This is a genomic window from Rhodococcus sp. T2V, from assembly GCF_029269925.1.
Lineage (GTDB): Bacteria > Actinomycetota > Actinomycetes > Mycobacteriales > Mycobacteriaceae > Rhodococcus_F > Rhodococcus_F koreensis.
Genome location: NZ_JARJBD010000149.1, coordinates 1 through 16,408 on the forward strand (window position 1 = coordinate 1; position 16,408 = coordinate 16,408).

Genomic DNA, 16,408 nt, shown 5'->3' on the forward strand with positions numbered 1-16,408 from the left:
CACCTCTGAGGCGCCTACCGATAAGGGAATCAAGATCAGCGACAAACAGTTTCGCGGACTGGACGCTCGCCACGACTCGCACGGCCGAGGAACTGCACCGTCACCAACGGTGTTGTACTCGGCGCCCGGGTGCTCGGTGAGTTCGGGGACGACCCCGATCGCTACACCACTGCCAAGTCTCGCAGAAACTACGCCGGAACCTCCCCGTTGACGGTGGCGTCCGGCAAGAAACGTGCCGTGCTCGCCCGCCACGTCCGCAATCGGCGCCTCTACGATGCCGTCGATCAATGGGCGTTCTGCGCATTGTCGTCCAGTCCCGGTGCCCACGAGTTCTACGACCATCGGCGCGCCGCTGGCGACCTGCACCATCAAGCGCTCCGTGCCCTCGGCAACCGCCTCGTCGGCATCCTTCACGGCTGCCTTCGCCACCGCACCCGCTACGACGAACACATTGCCTGGGATCACCGCCGCACCACCCGGGCTGCTTGACAACTTACGGCCCTGGGATGTCTACATCAGCGGCTGTAGGTTCCGCGACGCGGTGTCACTTCCCAAATTTCATGTCACTCGCGTGTCACGTTCCAGGTTTCGTGTCACTCGGGACAACACTGGACGCGTGCCCAGGACCAGTGAGGTCCAGGTCCAGTAGGTGCAAGGACGGTGGCAAGACTGCTTGCGCAGCCCAACGCCGCCTCAAGGCGGGCGACACTGTGTTCGGAGCATGGGCCGAGATGACCCTCGTCGGTTCCACACGTCCGGCGGCTCGACTGATAGTGCCCGGTCAGTGCTCCGGGACGAGGATTCACCGAATCAATCCGACGGTACCTGCGTAGCTCGGAGGGTCAGACATCCTGACCGGCGCAGTTCCGATTCGGGGAATGTGGTCCGTTCACGGGGCCGGGGGTTTTCAGGGGGTACTGGGCCGGGCGCGAGTGGTCAGGCCGGGCAGTACGAGAGTGAGCCAGCGGGTACGGGATGTTTGGGGCTGATCGGTCGGCGCGGCGGAGAACAGCAGGTAGATGTCGCTGACGGTCACGTCTGGGTGGATATCGCCCGCGGCCTGGCCGGAACGGATCAGCGCGGCCAGCGCGGCTCCGGCGCGGTCCTCTTCCGCGGTGGCGGTCGGGTCGGCGCCGAGGGTCTGAGCGGCGGCCTTGGCGGCCTGGTTGGTGGCGGTCAGCGCGATCGTCCGCGTCAGGAACCCGGCGATCTCGTCCAGCGCCCGCGCACCGGAGTCCACCCGTGCACAAGCCCCCTCGGCGTCGTCGGCGACCCTGGTGACGTACTCGGTGACCACGGCGGCGACCAGGTCGGTCTTGGTCGGGAAATGCCGGTACAGGGTGCCGACCGCGACGCCGGCGGCGGCGGCGATCTGATCCATGCCGACCTCGGGCCCGTGCGCGGTGATCTGTTCGCGGGCGGCGGAGAGGATCTTGGTGCGGTTGCGGACCGCGTCGGCGCGCGGGGCTCGTGCCTGGGTCATAACGGCTCTCACAGTTGTCGATGGGAACACTTGCCATAACATGAACTGTGGTTCATTATAGATCATGAACCTCAGTTCATCTTAACTCCGGGAGACGCCATGACCACCAAGACCGCACTCGTCACCGGAGCCTCCTCCGGTATCGGCGAGGCCACCGCCCGCACACTGGCCGGCCTGGGCTACACCGTCTACGGGGCCGCCCGTCGCACCGACCGCCTCGACACACTCACCGCCGACGGCATCCGCCCACTGGCGATGGACGTCACCGACGAGGCGTCGACGACCGCGGGCATCACACGCATCCTCGATGAGACCGGGCGCATCGACGTGCTGGTGAACAACGCCGGCTACGGTTCCTACGGCGCGATCGAGGACGTGCCCATCGACGAGGCCCGCTACCAGTTCGAGGTCAACGTCTTCGGCGCTGCCCGCCTCGCCCAGCTGGTGCTGCCGCACATGCGCGAACAACGCTCCGGGACGATCGTCAACATCACCTCCATGGGCGGCAAGATCTACACCCCGATGGGCGGTTGGTATCACGGCACCAAGTTCGCCCTCGAGGGCCTGAGCGACTGCCTGCGCCTCGAGGCGAAACCGTTCGGGATCAACGTCGTGGTGATCGAACCCGGTGGCATCGCCACCGAATGGGGCACCATCGCCGCCGATCACCTGCGTAAGGTCTCCGGTGACAGTGCCTATGCCGCGCAGGCCCAGGCGGTTGCCAGGTCACTGAGTTCGGAGGCCAGCGCTGCCCGCAACTCCCCGCCGCAGGTGATCGCCGACGCGATCGGCAAGGCCGTCACCGCCCGCCGCCCCAAGACCCGCTACACCGTCGGATTTGGTGCCCGTCCGTTGATATTCGTGAAATGGCTTCTACCCGATCGCGCCTTCGACGCACTCATCACACGCGCTACCGGAGTCCGCAAGTAGACCCTTGACCGATGGCCACCACCGGTCGAGGCCGGGAATCTTCCGCCACACCGCGTAGACCGAGCGGTCGACCCGGTTGTCCGCCGTATCGGCTCACCGAACCCACCGCCAACGACATCCGGCTACGGCATCCGGCTGCGGATATCTCCGACGCTGGCACCCGGCCGCACCGGCACCGGCACCCGGGAGTTCTGATGCCGATCCCCTACCGACAACGACGGCTGAGGATTCCGACAAGTTCATGAAAATCGCGCACTGACACGACGCCGGAAACCGCCAGGTTGGAAACATCGAGAAGTGACACGTGCGCCGAGAACCTGCAGCAGGTGAAGCACCCGGTTGCCCTGAATCACCACGTCGGGATCCTCCAACAGGTGCTGCGCATGGACCGACCCGAAGTAGCGCTTGCCGGACCCGAACACGACGGGTACGACGTCCATGCGCACCTCGTCGATCAGGCCCGCGGCAAGCGCCTGGCCACCGACGTCGCCGACGGCGACCTCGACGATGCGGTCACCCGCAAGCTCCTGCGCCTTGGCCACGGCTGCCTCGACGCCGTCGACGAAGTGAAACGGCGCCTCGGGGTCCCAGCCCTCGGGCTCCGGACGGTGCGTCACGACGACCACGTGGTCGATCCCGCTCGGAGGCTTCCCGTCCCAGCCGTCCGTGATGTCGAAGACGTGGCGGCCGACGAGTGTCGCCCCGATCTGGTCCCAGTACGGCCGGGTGTAGTCGTAGGACGTCTGCGACACCGTGATCTCGCCGCTCTCGTCCAACGGGACGCCACCGCTGGACAACCAGTCGAACAGCGGTCCGGGCTGGTCGTGTTCGTCCGCGATAAAGCCGTCCACCGACACCGAGCTGTACATGACCACCTTGCCCACGGGGCTCTCCTCTGTTCTGGGGTGTCCCCAAATTAGCGTGTTGTGAGCTGTCGCTCTTGTAAGAAAGCCAATCGGCCGGCAGCGGCCAGCTGTCCGCCGCCGGACTTCGACGTACCGGGTCGGCGTGAGCCCGGTGAACGCCCGGAACTCGTGGTCGAAGTGGTCCTGGTCGAAGTAGTCTGCGCCACTGACGAAGTCGCCCCAGTCGATCGGTCCCGCAGGGTTGATCGCGAACACCGTGGCGGCGAAGCGGTAGGTGCGGGCCGGCCCTCGGTGTGTCCTGACCGATGACTTTTCCGCGCCGTGCTGGTCTGTACACCGAGTACCGACTCAAGGGAGGCTGACACCATGCGGAAACTGACCTTCGCCATGAACGTGAGCCTGGACGGTTACATCACCGCGCCCGGCGACGACCTCGGCTGGAGTGTGCCGAGCGACGAGCTGTTCCAGTGGTGGTCCGACCGGGTGGGGGCGACAGGCACGGCGCTGTACGGGCGCAAACTGTGGGAGACGATGAGCGCCCACTGGCCGACCGCCGACCAGCAGCCGGGTGCCACACCGGCGGAGATCGAGTTTGCCCGCCGATGGCGGGACATGCCGAAGGTGGTGTTCTCCTCGACGACCAGCACGGTCGACTGGAACACCCGGCTGGTCACCGGCGACGCGGTCACCGAGATCACCCGGCTCGAGGGCGAGGACGGCGGCCCGATGGATATCGGCGGTGCCACACTCGCCGCAGTGGCCATGCGGGAGGGGCTGATCGACGAGTACGTGATCGTCACTCATCCGGTCCTGGTTGGTGGCGGCACGCCGTTCTTTGCGGCCCTGGACAACTGGGTGAACCTGGCCCTGGTGGAGACCGGGACGTTCCCCGACGGCGTGGTCCTGAGCAGGTACGAGACCAGGCGCTGAGTACCCCACCTCGGATCGGCCCGGGCTTCGGGCGCCCCAGGATCTCGTGGCGCTGCGGTTTCGAGGCGATCGTGATACCCGTCCCGGATCCCAGACCGAGAGATCTCGGGCAACACCATGTCACCGCGCGGCGCATCACAAATGGCAGGTCGGGCCGCACGCTTGGATGATGGATGGGGATTGTCTCGCCGCTGGCAAGGGATACGGCGACGTGCAGTTTCTCTCTCCACCGCGCGCGGAGCACCGCAAGGACGACTCCGTCGGCTCCGACACCTCCGGTGTCCGTATCGAGCGACGATCTCACGTCGAACCGGGACACGCCTTCGGCAGCGATTCCGGCCAGTGCCGTCCATCCGGACTCTGGTGGTTCCTTCGCGACGGACGGGTCGCCGGATTGATGGACGGTCAACCGCGCCAAGTACGACGCTCGAAACGAGCGACCGAATCCAACGCGGGGATTGGGCACCTTGAGGATGAGGGATGCCTTCGGTGAATCATCTTCTGGCTGAACAAGAACCGCCCAACGGGTGGTATCTGCGTCGAATACGACGGCGAAAATCGGAGTCGCGCTCGATGAGCCGGACCGGACCGAATCGCTCTCCGCGATGGTGCCGTCGGTACCGTACCCGCGGGCGCCGGCACGCAGGTTGCGCAGCGATGCCATGCGGGTGCGGCCGGGGCGCGGGTGTTGTCGGGGTCTACCTGCCGAAGCGCAAACTCGCCTGGCACGCCTGACCGAGGAGGGCGATGCCTTCCTCGATGGAGCGCAGGGGAATCGCCCCATAGCCGATGCGAAAGTGGTTGCGGGGCGGTACCGGCTGGGTGAAGAAGATGTCGCCGCGTTCGATGAGGACGCCGCGGGCCTCGGCCTCCCTCGTGAGCACCCGGCAGTCGAGGTTCTCCGGACCAGTCATCCACAGGCTGACCCCGCCGGGCGGGTACGGTTCCTGCGGCCAGGGGAGGTACTTGTCGACGGCCGCGCACAGGCGTTCCCATTTGTGTTTCATCTGGGTGCGGTGATGGCGCAGCGCGCGGTGGTACTCGCCGCTGTCGATGAGCATCGCCAGTGCCCGCTGCTGATGACCGGGTGGGTGGCGCAGCACGTACCTTCGGGCTTTGCGCAGCTCACGCACCAGATCCGCGGGTCCGACGAGGTAGCCGAGGCGCAGACCGGGGGCCAGGAATTTCGAGAACGTGCCGAGGTACACGGCGTCGCCGCTGGAGTCGAGCGCCTTGAGCGCCGGGCTGGGACTGCCGTGATAGCGGAACTCGCTGTCGTAGTCGTCCTCGACGATCACGGTGCCGGATTCCGCGGCCAGCTGCAGCAGACGCTGCCTGCGATCGATGCCGAGCGTCACGTTGGTCGGATGATGATGGCTCGGGGTCAGATACATCAGGTCCGTGCCGCGCAGCGTCTCCGGCGGGCGCAGGCCGTGCGCGTCGACGTCGATGCCGTACACCTGAGCGCCGGTGCGCAGGAAGATGTGTCGCGCGTCGAGGTAGCCGGGGTTCTCGATCGCGACGCGATGTTCGGGTCCGAGGAGCACGCGGCCCACGAGGTCCAGTCCCTGCTGGGAACCGACGGTGACGAGTACCTCGTCGGCACCGGCCTCGATGCCGCGCGACGGCAGCAGGTGCTGGCGGATCATGTCGATCAGCATCGGATCGTCCGCGCCGACGCTGTCCTGCAGGCTGGCGTAGGCATGCGGCTGGTACAGCGCGTCGCGCAGGCACCGGACCCACGCGCGGGCCGGGAAGCTGCGGATGTCGATCTGCCCGGCCAGGAACGGATACGGGTAGCTGTGCCAGTCGAGGTTCTTCTCGATGTGCGGAACGTCGGCGTCGGGGTACCGCCGGATGCGGGACGACCAGTCGATGCGCGGGATGGTCGCGCGGGCGTCGGATGCGAGCGTCTCTATCATGTCGGGATTGACGAACATGCCCGAGCGCTGGTGGCTTTGAACGAGTCCCTCGGCGATCAGTTCCTGATAGGCCAGGTTGATCGTGTTCCGGGAGATCGCGAGATCGACCGCCAGTTCACGTGAACTGGGGAGGCGGTGGCGTGGATCGAACAGTCCGTTGGCGATGCCGTGTTCGATCGCCCGTCGAACCTGCCGGTAGAGCGGTTCGGCGGAATTGCGGTCGATCTCGATCAGTGTTCTCGGCACGCATCGCCTCCCGTGGATCCAAGAGTGGCCAGGTGTAGGCCGACCCGGCACGCCGAGAAGTTCTCGAACGAGCACTTCTCAGTATGCCGGGCCGGCGACGATATCAAACGAGGTTGAGCGCTTCGTCGACGCCGATCGACTCGATGCCGAGTGCGGCACCGACGGCGTCGTTGGTGAGGCGCCCGGAGATCGTGCTGACCCCGGCGCGGAGTGCGGCGTTCTCCCGGGCCGCGCGGGCCAGGCCCTTCTCCGCGATCTGCAGGGTGTACGGCAGGGTCACGTTGGTGAGCGCGTACGTGGACGTGTGGGGAACGGCGCCCGGCATGTTCGCCACGCAGTAGAACACCGAGTCGTGGACCTTGAACGTGGGGTCCGCGTGGGTGGTGGGACGCGAGTCCTCGAAGCAACCGCCCTGGTCGATCGCGATGTCGACGAGGACGCTGCCCGGCTTCATCCGTGAGACCAGCGAGTTCGAGATGATCTTCGGGGCCTTGGCGCCAGGGACGAGCACGGCGCCGATGACGAGGTCGGCCTGCATGACCTCCTGCTCGATCGAGTAGGCGTTGGCGGCGAGGGTCCGGATCCGGCCCTGGTACATGCGGTCGGCCGCGCGCAGCTTGTCGACGTTCTTGTCGAACAGCACGACGTCGGCCCAGGTGCCTGCGGCGACGGCGACGGCGTTCATGCCCGATACGCCGGCACCGATCACGACGACCCGCGCCGGGGACACACCGGACACGCCGCCGATCAGCACACCCCGGCCACCTTCCGGGCGCATGAGTGCCTGCGCACCGACGAGGGGAGCGAGCCTGCCGGCGACCTCGCTCATCGGGAACAGCAGCGGCAGTGAACCGTCCGGAAGCTGAACCGTCTCGTACGCAACCGAATTGGTGCCGGCGGCGAGCAGGGCCCGGGTGCACTCCTCGCCAGCGGCGAGATGCAGGTAGGTGAACAGCGTGAGGTCCGAACGCATCCGGTGGTATTCCTCGGCGATGGGCTCCTTGACCTTCAGCAGGAGTTCCGCGCTCTGCCACACGGCGTCGGCGCTGTCGAGGATCTTCGCGCCGGCCGCGCCGTAGGCGTCGTCGCCGATCGACGAGCCCTCCCCCGCACCGCGTTCCACGAACACGTCGTGCCCGTGGGCAACCATCTCGTGGACACCGGCGGGAGTGGCCGCCACCCGGTACTCGTGGTTCTTGACTTCCTTGGGGATACCGATCCTCATCTGAGACCTCCGTTAGCTGGGGCTGTTCGCCGCTCCGGCCACATGCCGTGGTGCCGAGCGATACCGAAGTCTGGATCACTCTGGCATGGGACCAGAAGGACCAGTTGGTGGCCGTCTACGGGGACCAGTCTGGACCCATCGAATACCGCGCTTCTGGTTCTGACCTGCGGTCCGCCTCGTCGGTATGTTGTGGATCACAGCCATTCGACAACGAAGGAGATGGTCGTGGACGTCACCGAATTGCGAGCACGGGCCCGCCGGCACCTCGGACCTCATTTCACCCGCAAGGACACCTGGGAAAGCGACTTTCCGGTGTTCGTCCGGGGTGAGGGAAGCTATCTGATCGACACCGAGGGAGACCGTTTCCTCGACGGTCTGGCAGGTCTGTTCTGCGTGAACATCGGTCACGGCCGCGACGACATCGCGAAGGCGGCGAGCGAGCAGATCGGGACGCTGGCGTACGCGTCCAACTGGGGCAGCGCCCACATTCCCGCGATCGAGGCGTCCGCGCTGATCGCCGACCTGGCGCCCGGTGACCTCGGGACGACGTTCTTCGTCAACTCGGGTTCCGAGGCCGTGGAGACGGCCGTCAAGTTCGCCCGGCAGTACCACCGCAGCCAGGGCAACCCGCAGCGAACCAAGATCATCAGCCGTGAGATGGCCTACCACGGAACCACTCTCGGCGCCCTCTCGGTGACGCAGCTGCCCAAGATCAAGGATCCGTTCGGCCCGCTGCTGCCCGGCGTCCGCTCCGTACCCAACACGCTCGGTTACCTCGGCGACTGCGGCCCGGCGAACGAACTCGACTGCATCGCCGCGATCGAAGCCGTCATCGAGGAAGAGGGCGCCGAGACCATCGCCGCCGTGTTCGCCGAGCCGGTCCAGAACGGCCGCGGCGCGCTGGTCCCGCCGGACGGATACTGGGCCGCGCTGCGCGCACTGTGCGACAAGCACGGGATCCTGCTGGTCTCCGACGAGGTGATCTGCTCGTTCGGCCGCCTCGGGCACTGGTTCGGACACGGACTCACCGGTGTGGTTCCGGACATGATCACGTTCGCGAAGGGCTCCACGTCCGGATACGCCCCGCTCGGCGGTCTGATCGTGCGTGAGCAGCTGGTGCGCGAGCTCTACGACTCGCCCAAGGGCGGCGTGTTCACCCACGGCGCGACGTGGGGCGGGCACCCGGTGTCGACGGCGGTCGCGGTCGCGAACATCACCGCGATGCGCGACGAGAACGTGCTCGGCAACGTCAGCGCACGCGGCCCGAAGCTGAAGACGGCACTCGATTCGCTGATGCGCTCGCACCGCTGCGTGAAGGACGTCCGCGGCACCGGATTCTTCTACGCGATCGAACTGATGGCGGACAGCGACAGCGGCCGCGAGTTCACCGAGCAGGAGTCGCTGACGGTGCTGCGCAAGGTGCTGCCGGAGGCCTTCGCCCGCACCAAGGTGATCCTGCGCGGCGACGACCGCGGTGCCACGATGCTGATGATCTCGCCGCCGCTCGTCGCCGACGACGAGGTGCTCTCGGAACTGCTGCACGGCATCGACAGCATGCTCACCGACATCGAGAAGGCAATCCAGCCGTAGGGAAGGGCACCTTCCCCGAGTTCCAGCGGGTGGCGGTCGTCGTGGTCGACGACCGCCACCCCTCTTCGTATCGACGGGAGAGCGAGGCCATGGCCACGGGCGCCACCGCAGCACCACCCACCGACGCTGCAGGACTGAATGATTCATCTCTGATCGACCACTGGACCGCCACCCTGAGCGGCCGGAACCGGACCGTCGCGCTCGCGGACGGAGAGGACGGACGCGCGATTCGTGCGGCCCACCATCTGCACCACAAATGCGTCGTCGCCCCGCGCCTGTTCGGGCGGCGGGACGTCATCCGGCACACCGCCGAGGCCGCGGGCATTCCGCTGGCCGAGGAACTCGTCGTCGACCTGGACGAGGCCGCCGCCGACCCCGCGATCCGCGACGCCGTCGAATCGGGATTCGCGAAATATCCCGACCGGATCGAGTCGGCGCTGTCGGACCCGGTGTGCCTGGCCGCGGCGGCCGTGCGCGCCGGGGTGGTCGACGCCGGAGTCGCGGGTGCGAGCAGGCCGACGTCCGACGTGCTGCGTGCCGGACTGCGCATCGTCGGGCTCGCGCCGGGTTCGAGCACCCTGTCCAGTGCGATCCTGATGTTGCTGCCGGACGGCAGGCAGCTGACGTTCTCCGATTGCGCCGTCGTCCCCGACCCGACGGTCGAGGAACTGGTCGACATCGCGCTCGCCGCCAGCGCCACCCATTTCCAGCTCACCGAGCAGACCCCGATCGCGGCGATGCTGTCGTTCAGCACCCAGGGCAGCGCCAGCCATCCGCGCGTGGAGAAGGTCCGCGAGGCCGCGGAACGGGTGCGCGTCCGGGACCCGCAGTTGCACGTCGACGGAGACCTGCAGTTCGATGCCGCGCTGGTCGCCGAGATCGGCGCGTCCAAGGCGCCCGGGTCACGGGTCGCCGGCCGCGCGAACGTCCTGGTGTTCCCGAACCTCGACGCCGGCAACATCGGGTACAAGATTGCCCAGCGGCTCGGCGGTGCAATAGCCTTGGGGCCCATCCTGCAAGGATTGGCCGCGCCGTGGAACGACCTGTCCCGCGGGTGCACCGGCAGCGACATCGAATTGATGGCGCTGGTGAGCGCAGTCCAATCCCTCGCCATCTGAGCGGCGGACCGGCACGGGACCGTGCCACCGGATCGAGAAGGGAGTCGCGATGACGATGCTCCTCGTGGGTGCCCTGTGCATCGGCATCGCCTCGGTCATCGGAGGTGCGACCGGGTTCGGGACGGCCCTGATCGCGACGCCGGTGATGCTGATGATCGGATTCGCCGTTCCCGAAGTGGTATTCGTCAATCTCGTCGCCGGGCTGATCACCCGCATCGGCGCGGCGTATCACCTGCGCGAACACATCAGCTGGGGGCGGGTGGCACTGCTCGGTGGGGGCAGTCTGCCCGGCGCCTGGCTGGGTGCGGTCACTCTCGGGTTGGTTCCGGAACAGTATCTCAAGCCGGCGGCAGGAATCGTGGTCATGCTGTGCGGGGTCGCGATGGCACTCCCGACCCGGACGCAGGCCACCCGGACCCCCTCCACCACCGCACACGTCCTCACCGGCTCCGTGGGCGGCTACCTGGGCACCACGACCTCCCTCAACGGACCGCCCCCGGTGTTGCTGCTGATGCGTGCGCGGCTGCCACCGCTCGCGTTCATCGCTGATCTCGCAGGCTATTTCATCGTCGCCAACGTGATGGCGCTCGGTGTCCTGTGGTTCCACGACGAGATCACGGAGTCGATGTTCTGGCCGCGCCTCCCGATCTTCGTGACGGCGGCGGTGATCGGCAACGTCGCCGGACTGGCGATCGCCAGGCGGCTGCCGCCGGGCGTGTTTCGGTCCGCCGTCATCGTGCTCGTGATCGCCGCGGGCGCGGCAACGTTCCTTCTCGGCTGAGCGCCGGTCACTTCTCGGCACCCGCCCGGCGGACCAGACGCACCAGTTCGCCTGCGGGACCGTCGAGCTGACGCGCGCCCCGCCATACGGCCCGCAGAACCCGGTCGAGTTCGAGGCCGTCGACGTCGATCACCTTCAGTTCGCCGGCGGCGACCTGCTCCGCGACCGCGAGGGTACTCATCACCGCCGGCCCGACCCCGGCCAGCACGCTGGTGCGGATCGCGGCGGCGCTGCCGAGCTCGAGAAGCGGTGCCGCCCGCTCGTATTCCTGCAACGCCACGTCGAGCGTGGTCCGGGTGCCCGATCCCGGTTCCCGGACCAGCAGCGGTGTCAGCGCCAGTTCGCTGACGGACAGCGCTTTTCGGCGCCGCGCCCACGGATGGGTGGGGTGAACGACGACGACCAGCCGGTCGCGTGCCACCGTGAGACTCTTCAACGGACGCGGCACCGTCGGCGATTCGACGAACCCGACGTCGCAGATCCTCTTGTCGATGCGTTCGAACACCTGAGTCGAGTTGTGCACCTGCAGGTGAATGGTGACGTCGGGGTGCAACCGGCGAAACTGCCCCAGCCACCCCGGCATCAGATGTTCCGCCACCGTCATGCTGGCGCCCACCGTCAACTCGGCCGAACGTTCCGCGCGCAGCCCCTCCGCCACGTCGAGCAGCCTGCCCGCATCGGACAGTACCCGGCGCGCCCAGTGCGCGATCACCGTGCCCTGCGGCGTCAGTATCGAACCCGTCGGGCTGCGCTGCAGCAGGGTCATGCCGAACTGGCGCTCGAGCTGCTTGATGGCGCGACTCGCGTTCGGCTGTGCCATTCCCGCGAGTCTGGCGGCAGCGCTGAGGCTTCCGTGATCGTCGACTCCGACGAGTAATTCGAGCACCGGAAACTCCGGCCATTTGCGGGACATACGTCGAGTATATGACCACTACGCAAGACATATCGGATTGATATGTGTTCATGCCGAAATGACGGCTATCGCACAGTGCCGCAATGACGGACCGTAGGAGCATGAGCAGTCAACTGAGCGAATCGAAGTCCGAGGAACAGCGCGTCGAGAGCACGGGAACGCTGCCGCGACTGCAGACCGCCACGGCCACTGTCCTTCCGGGCCTGGCGCTGTGCGCCGCCGCCACCGCCCTCGCGATGGGCATCGGCCGGTTCCTGCCGACCGTGAGCCCACTGTTGATCGCCATCGTGCTCGGCGCCGTACTGTCGAACGTCGCGCGCCTGCCCGAGCGCCTCCGTCCGGGACTGCAATTCTCCGCCAAGAAACTGCTCAGGGTCGGCATTGCCCTCCTCGGCCTGCAGTTGATGTTGAGCGACATCCTCGGACTCGGCTGGGGCGTCATCGTCGTGGTCGTCTCGATCGTCTGTCTGGGCATCGTCGGCACGATGTTCGCGGGCAAACTGCTCGGCCTCAGCTGGACGCAACGCCTGCTCATCGCCTGCGGGTTCTCGATCTGCGGTGCCGCCGCGGTCGCGGCGGTGGACGGGGTCGTGGACGCCGACGAGGAAGAGGTGATCACCGCGGTCGCACTCGTCGTGATCTTCGGCACCCTCATGATCCCCGCGATCCCCCTGCTGTCGCGGGCACTCGGACTCTCGGACACCGACGCCGGCCTGTGGGCGGGCGGGTCGATCCACGAGGTCGCGCAGGTCGTCGCGGCCGGTGGAGCGATCGGCGGTGCCGCCCTCGGCGTCGCCGCGGTGGTCAAACTCGCCCGCGTCCTCATGCTCGCACCGGTCATGGCCGTGCTCAGCGTGCGGCAGCGCTCCCTCGCCGGTAACGACGCCGACGTGAAGCGTCCCCCGCTCGTCCCGCTGTTCGTCGTCGCGTTCCTCGCCTGCGTCGGCCTCCGGTCGTCCGGCCTGCTGCCCGCGGGTCTGCTCGCCGACGCCAAGATCCTGCAGACCGCGCTCCTCACCGCCGCGATGTTCGCCCTCGGCGCCGGCGTCCAGATCGCCACCATCAAGAAGGTCGGCGCCCGCCCCTTCGTCCTCGCCACGATCTCCACCGTCTGGGTGGGCTCGATCGCGCTGGTGGGCGTGCTGCTCGCGGGGTGAGCACGTCGCCACCGGCTCCCCTTCCACGACGAACGGGACGCTCGTTGCATCTGACGCAACGAGCGTCCCGTTCGTCGCGGCGGGGTGGGGCGGGGCGGGGCGGGGGTGGAGTAGGACGGAGAAATCCCGGACAAATTTTGATCAAGGCTTTCATTATTTTGTGAGCCGGGTTACTGTGGTCACCATCAATCAAACCTTTGATTAGTTAGGTGCATCGCATGAGCCCGACAAGCTTCGCGTCCTCGGCCGACCTCGGCGAGAAGGAACAGACCCTGGAAGTTCTCGCCGATGGCGTGTACGCGCTGACCGCCGAGGGCGATCCCAACATCGGCGCCATCGAGGGCGAGGACTTCGTCGTCTGCTTCGAGGCGCTCGCCACCCCGGTGGCCGCTCAGGACTGGCTGCGCAAGCTGCGCGAACACACCGACAAGCCCGTCCGCTACCTGGTGCTCTCGCACTACCACGCCGTCCGCGTGCTCGGTGCGTCCGCGTTCGACGCCGAGACCATCGTGTCGCACGAGACCACCCGTGCCCTCATCGAGGAGCGTGGAAAAGAAGACTGGGCAAGCGAATTCGGACGCATGCCGCGCCTCGCGAAGGCCGCAGACTCGGTGCCCGGACTGACGTGGCCGACCCTGACGTTCGCCGACAAGCTGACCATCGACCTCGGCGGCGGACGCGGCGACCTGGTGCTCCAGCACTTCGGCCGCGGGCACACCGAAGGCGACATCACCGCGTGGCTGCCGAAGCAGAAGATCCTCTTCGCCGGCGACCTCGTGGAGGCGCAGGCCGCGCTCTACACCGGCGACGCCTTCCACCGCGACTGGTCGACCGGGACCCTCGACCGGATCAAGGCACTGGGCGCCGAGGTCCTGATCGGCGGACGCGGCGCCGTCTCCCACGGCCGGGAGGCCGTCGACGCCGCGATCGAGCAGACCCGCCACTTCATCGAGGTCATGCTCGCCGAGGTCGGGGCGGTGCAGCAGCGCGGCGGCACCCTGAAGGAGGCGTTCGAAGCCACCCACGCAGCACTGAACGAGCAGTACGGACACTGGCCGATCTTCGAGCACTGCCTCCCGTTCGACGTCTCCCGCGTGTGGGACGAACTCTCCGGCATCGAACGCCCCGTCATCTGGACCGCCGAGCGCGACCGCGAGGTCTGGGACCAGTTGCAGGGCTGACATCCGTCACCGTTTCACAGGGCTGACATCCGTCACCGTTTCACACTGACAAGGCGAGGATCATGGGAAGACGACACACCCGAGGCGGCACCGTCACCGTCGTGGGCAACGGCCCGGTGGGGCAGACGACGGCGTTGCTGCTGGCCCGCTGGGGCATACCGGTCACGCTGCTCGACGCCCGGGCCGAACGCGATCCGATCGGGTCGAAGGCCATCTGCCAGCAGCGGGACGTCCTCGAGGTGTGGGACGCGATCGGCGTCGGCCGTCAGCTGGCCGACGAGGGCGTGACGTGGGGGTGCGCCCGCACGTTCCACCGCGACCACGAACTGTTCGCGCAGACGTTCGTCGACCGCGGCATCTCGTCGTTCCCGCCGTTCGTCAACATCTCGCAGGCCCGCACGGAGGAACTGCTCGACGAGCGGATCGCGGCCACACCGTCGATCGACGTCCGGTGGGGACACGAGGCCACGTCCGTCGACCAGGACGAGACCGGCGTGACCATCACGTGCCGCACCGACGACGGTGACCGGGTGGTCGAGTCCGACTACGCCGTGGTCGCGGTGGGGTCGCGGGGCAGCGCGATCCGGCAGCAGCTGGGGGTCACGTTCGACGGCCGCTCGTTCGACGACAAGTTCCTCATCTGCGACATCGCCGCCGACATCCCCGGCTGGGCCGACGAGCGCCGTTTCTACTTCGACCCGGAGTGGAACCCGGGCAGGCAGGTGCTCATCCACCCGTGCCCCGAGTCCACGTTCCGCATCGACTGGCAGGTACCCGGCGACTACGACCTCGAGGCCGAGGAGCGGTCGGGGGCATTGGACGAGCGGATCCGGAAGATCATCGGCGACACCGACTACCGAATCGTGTGGAAATCGGTGTACCGCTTCCACTCCCGGGTCGCGAACCGGATGCGCGTCGACCGGGTGCTGCTCGCCGGCGACGCCGCGCACATCGTATCTCCGTTCGGGGCCCGCGGGCTGAATTCGGGTGTCGCCGACGCCGAGAACGCCGCCTGGAAGCTCGCGTTCGTCCTGCGCGGCTGGGCGGACGAGTCGCTGCTCGAGACGTATCACACCGAGCGGCACGCGGCGGCGGTCGAGAACATCGCCGTCACGACCGCGACGATGGACTTCCTCGTCCCGCAGTCGGACGAGCAGCACCGGCATCGCCGCGACGTGCTCACCGCGGCGGTCACCGACCCGCAGGCGCGGGCGCACGTCGACAGCGGCCGCCTCGCCGAGCCGTTCTGGTACGTCGAATCGGCCTTGACGACAATAGATCCGGCACGGCCGTTCGCCGGTCGACCGGATCGTGGATGCACACCGGCCGCGGCGCCGGGAATCCTCGTGCCCGACACCCCGGTGACGCTGCGCGGCGGTGGCGGCACCCGGCTCCGCGACATCGCCAGGAACGGCATTCTCCTGCTGCTCGGTGACGGTGTGGACGCCGCCGAGATCCGCACGGCGGCCCTCGGCGCGGTGCACACACCCATCCGCCGGGTGCGGCTGTCGGAGATCGACACCACCGGTGTCCTCACCGCCGCGCTGGACGCGAAGCCCGGCGAGGTGTGGGTCATCCGCCCCGACGCCTACGTCGCGGCGGTCACCGACACCGTCGACGGGCTGGTGTCCGCGCTGCACAGGATCACCGAACCCGTCGTCGACGTGATCAACTCCGTGCCAGCCGTTCCGGACCCAGATCGAGTTTTTGCAACAGCTGCGCGTTGAGAGCGCAGACGGATACTTCCCGTCAAGGCGCGATGGGGACCAGTTCGGCGATCAGGGCCTCGACCCGCGCCTTGATCTCGTCGCGGATCGGTCGCACGGCATCGACGCCCTTGCCTGCCGGATCGTCGAGCGCCCAGTCCCGGTAGCTCGTGCCGGGGAAGACGGGGCAGGTGTCGCCGCAGCCCATGGTGATGACGACGTCGGAACTTTCGACGGTGTCGGCCGTGAGGATCTTCGGGGACTGGCCGGAGATGTCGATGCCGATCTCGGCCATCGCCGCGACGGCGGCCGGGTTCACCTGATCGGCCGGGGCGGTCCCGGCGGAGCGGACCTCGATCC

Annotated in this window: 14 protein-coding genes and 1 pseudogene; 9 read left to right on the forward strand and 6 right to left on the reverse strand. The window is 67.7% G+C overall.

Annotation, left to right across the window (positions count from 1 at the left end):
• Positions 1-108: 108 nt before the first annotated feature.
• Positions 109-489, forward strand: a pseudogene (locus P3H15_RS50325) (transposase); the annotation flags it as partial.
• Between the two features lie 418 nt (positions 490-907).
• On the opposite strand, the gene P3H15_RS50330 reads toward P3H15_RS50325, so the two are convergent.
• Positions 908-1,483: a TetR/AcrR family transcriptional regulator gene (locus tag P3H15_RS50330; RefSeq protein WP_276144201.1), complete on the reverse strand. Its 576-nt coding sequence runs from the start codon at positions 1,481-1,483 to the stop codon at positions 908-910.
• A gap of 99 nt (positions 1,484-1,582) precedes the next feature.
• Here P3H15_RS50330 and P3H15_RS50335 point away from each other — a divergent pair, with 99 nt between their 5' ends.
• Positions 1,583-2,413, forward strand: a complete 831-nt coding sequence (locus P3H15_RS50335) for an oxidoreductase (RefSeq protein WP_276144202.1) — start codon at positions 1,583-1,585, stop codon at positions 2,411-2,413.
• Between the two features lie 239 nt (positions 2,414-2,652).
• On the opposite strand, the gene P3H15_RS50340 is transcribed toward P3H15_RS50335, so the two are convergent.
• The gene (locus P3H15_RS50340) at positions 2,653-3,297 is read right to left on the reverse strand and encodes a dihydrofolate reductase family protein (RefSeq protein ID WP_276144203.1); all 645 of its coding nucleotides are present in this window, start codon (positions 3,295-3,297) and stop codon (positions 2,653-2,655) included.
• A gap of 348 nt (positions 3,298-3,645) precedes the next feature.
• Here P3H15_RS50340 and P3H15_RS50345 point away from each other — a divergent pair, with 348 nt between their 5' ends.
• Entirely contained in the window at positions 3,646-4,209 is a 564-nt protein-coding gene (locus tag P3H15_RS50345) for a dihydrofolate reductase family protein (RefSeq protein ID WP_276144204.1), read from the forward strand.
• Between the two features lie 698 nt (positions 4,210-4,907).
• Here the strand turns inward: P3H15_RS50345 and P3H15_RS50350 are convergent.
• Both P3H15_RS50350 and ald read right to left on the reverse strand, forming a co-directional pair.
• Positions 4,908-6,377 (reverse strand): PLP-dependent aminotransferase family protein, encoded by a 1,470-nt coding sequence (locus P3H15_RS50350; protein WP_276144205.1) that lies wholly within the window; start codon positions 6,375-6,377, stop codon positions 4,908-4,910.
• Positions 6,378-6,480: 103 nt separating this feature from the next.
• Entirely contained in the window at positions 6,481-7,602 is a 1,122-nt protein-coding gene (ald, locus tag P3H15_RS50355; protein ID WP_124394876.1) for an alanine dehydrogenase, read from the reverse strand.
• Positions 7,603-7,821: 219 nt separating this feature from the next.
• On the opposite strand from ald, the gene P3H15_RS50360 reads away from it, so the two are divergent.
• From P3H15_RS50360 to P3H15_RS50370, 3 genes are all read left to right on the forward strand, one after another.
• Positions 7,822-9,192, forward strand: coding sequence for an aspartate aminotransferase family protein (locus P3H15_RS50360; RefSeq protein WP_179377872.1), 1,371 nt, complete (start codon positions 7,822-7,824; stop codon positions 9,190-9,192).
• Positions 9,193-9,281: 89 nt separating this feature from the next.
• The gene (locus P3H15_RS50365; protein ID WP_276144206.1) at positions 9,282-10,310 is read left to right on the forward strand and encodes a phosphotransacetylase; all 1,029 of its coding nucleotides are present in this window, start codon (positions 9,282-9,284) and stop codon (positions 10,308-10,310) included.
• Positions 10,311-10,359: 49 nt separating this feature from the next.
• Entirely contained in the window at positions 10,360-11,091 is a 732-nt protein-coding gene (locus P3H15_RS50370) for a sulfite exporter TauE/SafE family protein (RefSeq protein ID WP_276144207.1), read from the forward strand.
• A 7-nt stretch (positions 11,092-11,098) separates the two neighbouring features.
• On the opposite strand, the gene P3H15_RS50375 is transcribed toward P3H15_RS50370, so the two are convergent.
• Positions 11,099-12,004 (reverse strand): LysR family transcriptional regulator, encoded by a 906-nt coding sequence (locus tag P3H15_RS50375; protein ID WP_276144208.1) that lies wholly within the window; start codon positions 12,002-12,004, stop codon positions 11,099-11,101.
• A 101-nt stretch (positions 12,005-12,105) separates the two neighbouring features.
• On the opposite strand from P3H15_RS50375, the gene P3H15_RS50380 reads away from it, so the two are divergent.
• The 3 genes from P3H15_RS50380 (at position 12,106) to P3H15_RS50390 (ending at position 16,069) form a co-directional block, all read left to right on the forward strand.
• Positions 12,106-13,161 (forward strand): YeiH family protein, encoded by a 1,056-nt coding sequence (locus P3H15_RS50380; protein ID WP_276144209.1) that lies wholly within the window; start codon positions 12,106-12,108, stop codon positions 13,159-13,161.
• Positions 13,162-13,379: 218 nt separating this feature from the next.
• Positions 13,380-14,342 carry an MBL fold metallo-hydrolase gene (locus P3H15_RS50385; protein ID WP_005249229.1) on the forward strand — a complete coding sequence of 321 codons (963 nt, stop codon included), beginning with the start codon at positions 13,380-13,382 and terminating at the stop codon, positions 14,340-14,342.
• A gap of 62 nt (positions 14,343-14,404) precedes the next feature.
• Positions 14,405-16,069 carry an FAD-dependent monooxygenase gene (locus P3H15_RS50390; RefSeq protein ID WP_276144210.1) on the forward strand — a complete coding sequence of 555 codons (1,665 nt, stop codon included), beginning with the start codon at positions 14,405-14,407 and terminating at the stop codon, positions 16,067-16,069.
• A gap of 22 nt (positions 16,070-16,091) precedes the next feature.
• On the opposite strand, the gene P3H15_RS50395 is transcribed toward P3H15_RS50390, so the two are convergent.
• Positions 16,092-16,408: heat-shock protein HtpX (locus P3H15_RS50395; protein ID WP_276144211.1), on the reverse strand; the 317-nt coding region annotated here is incomplete at its 5' end.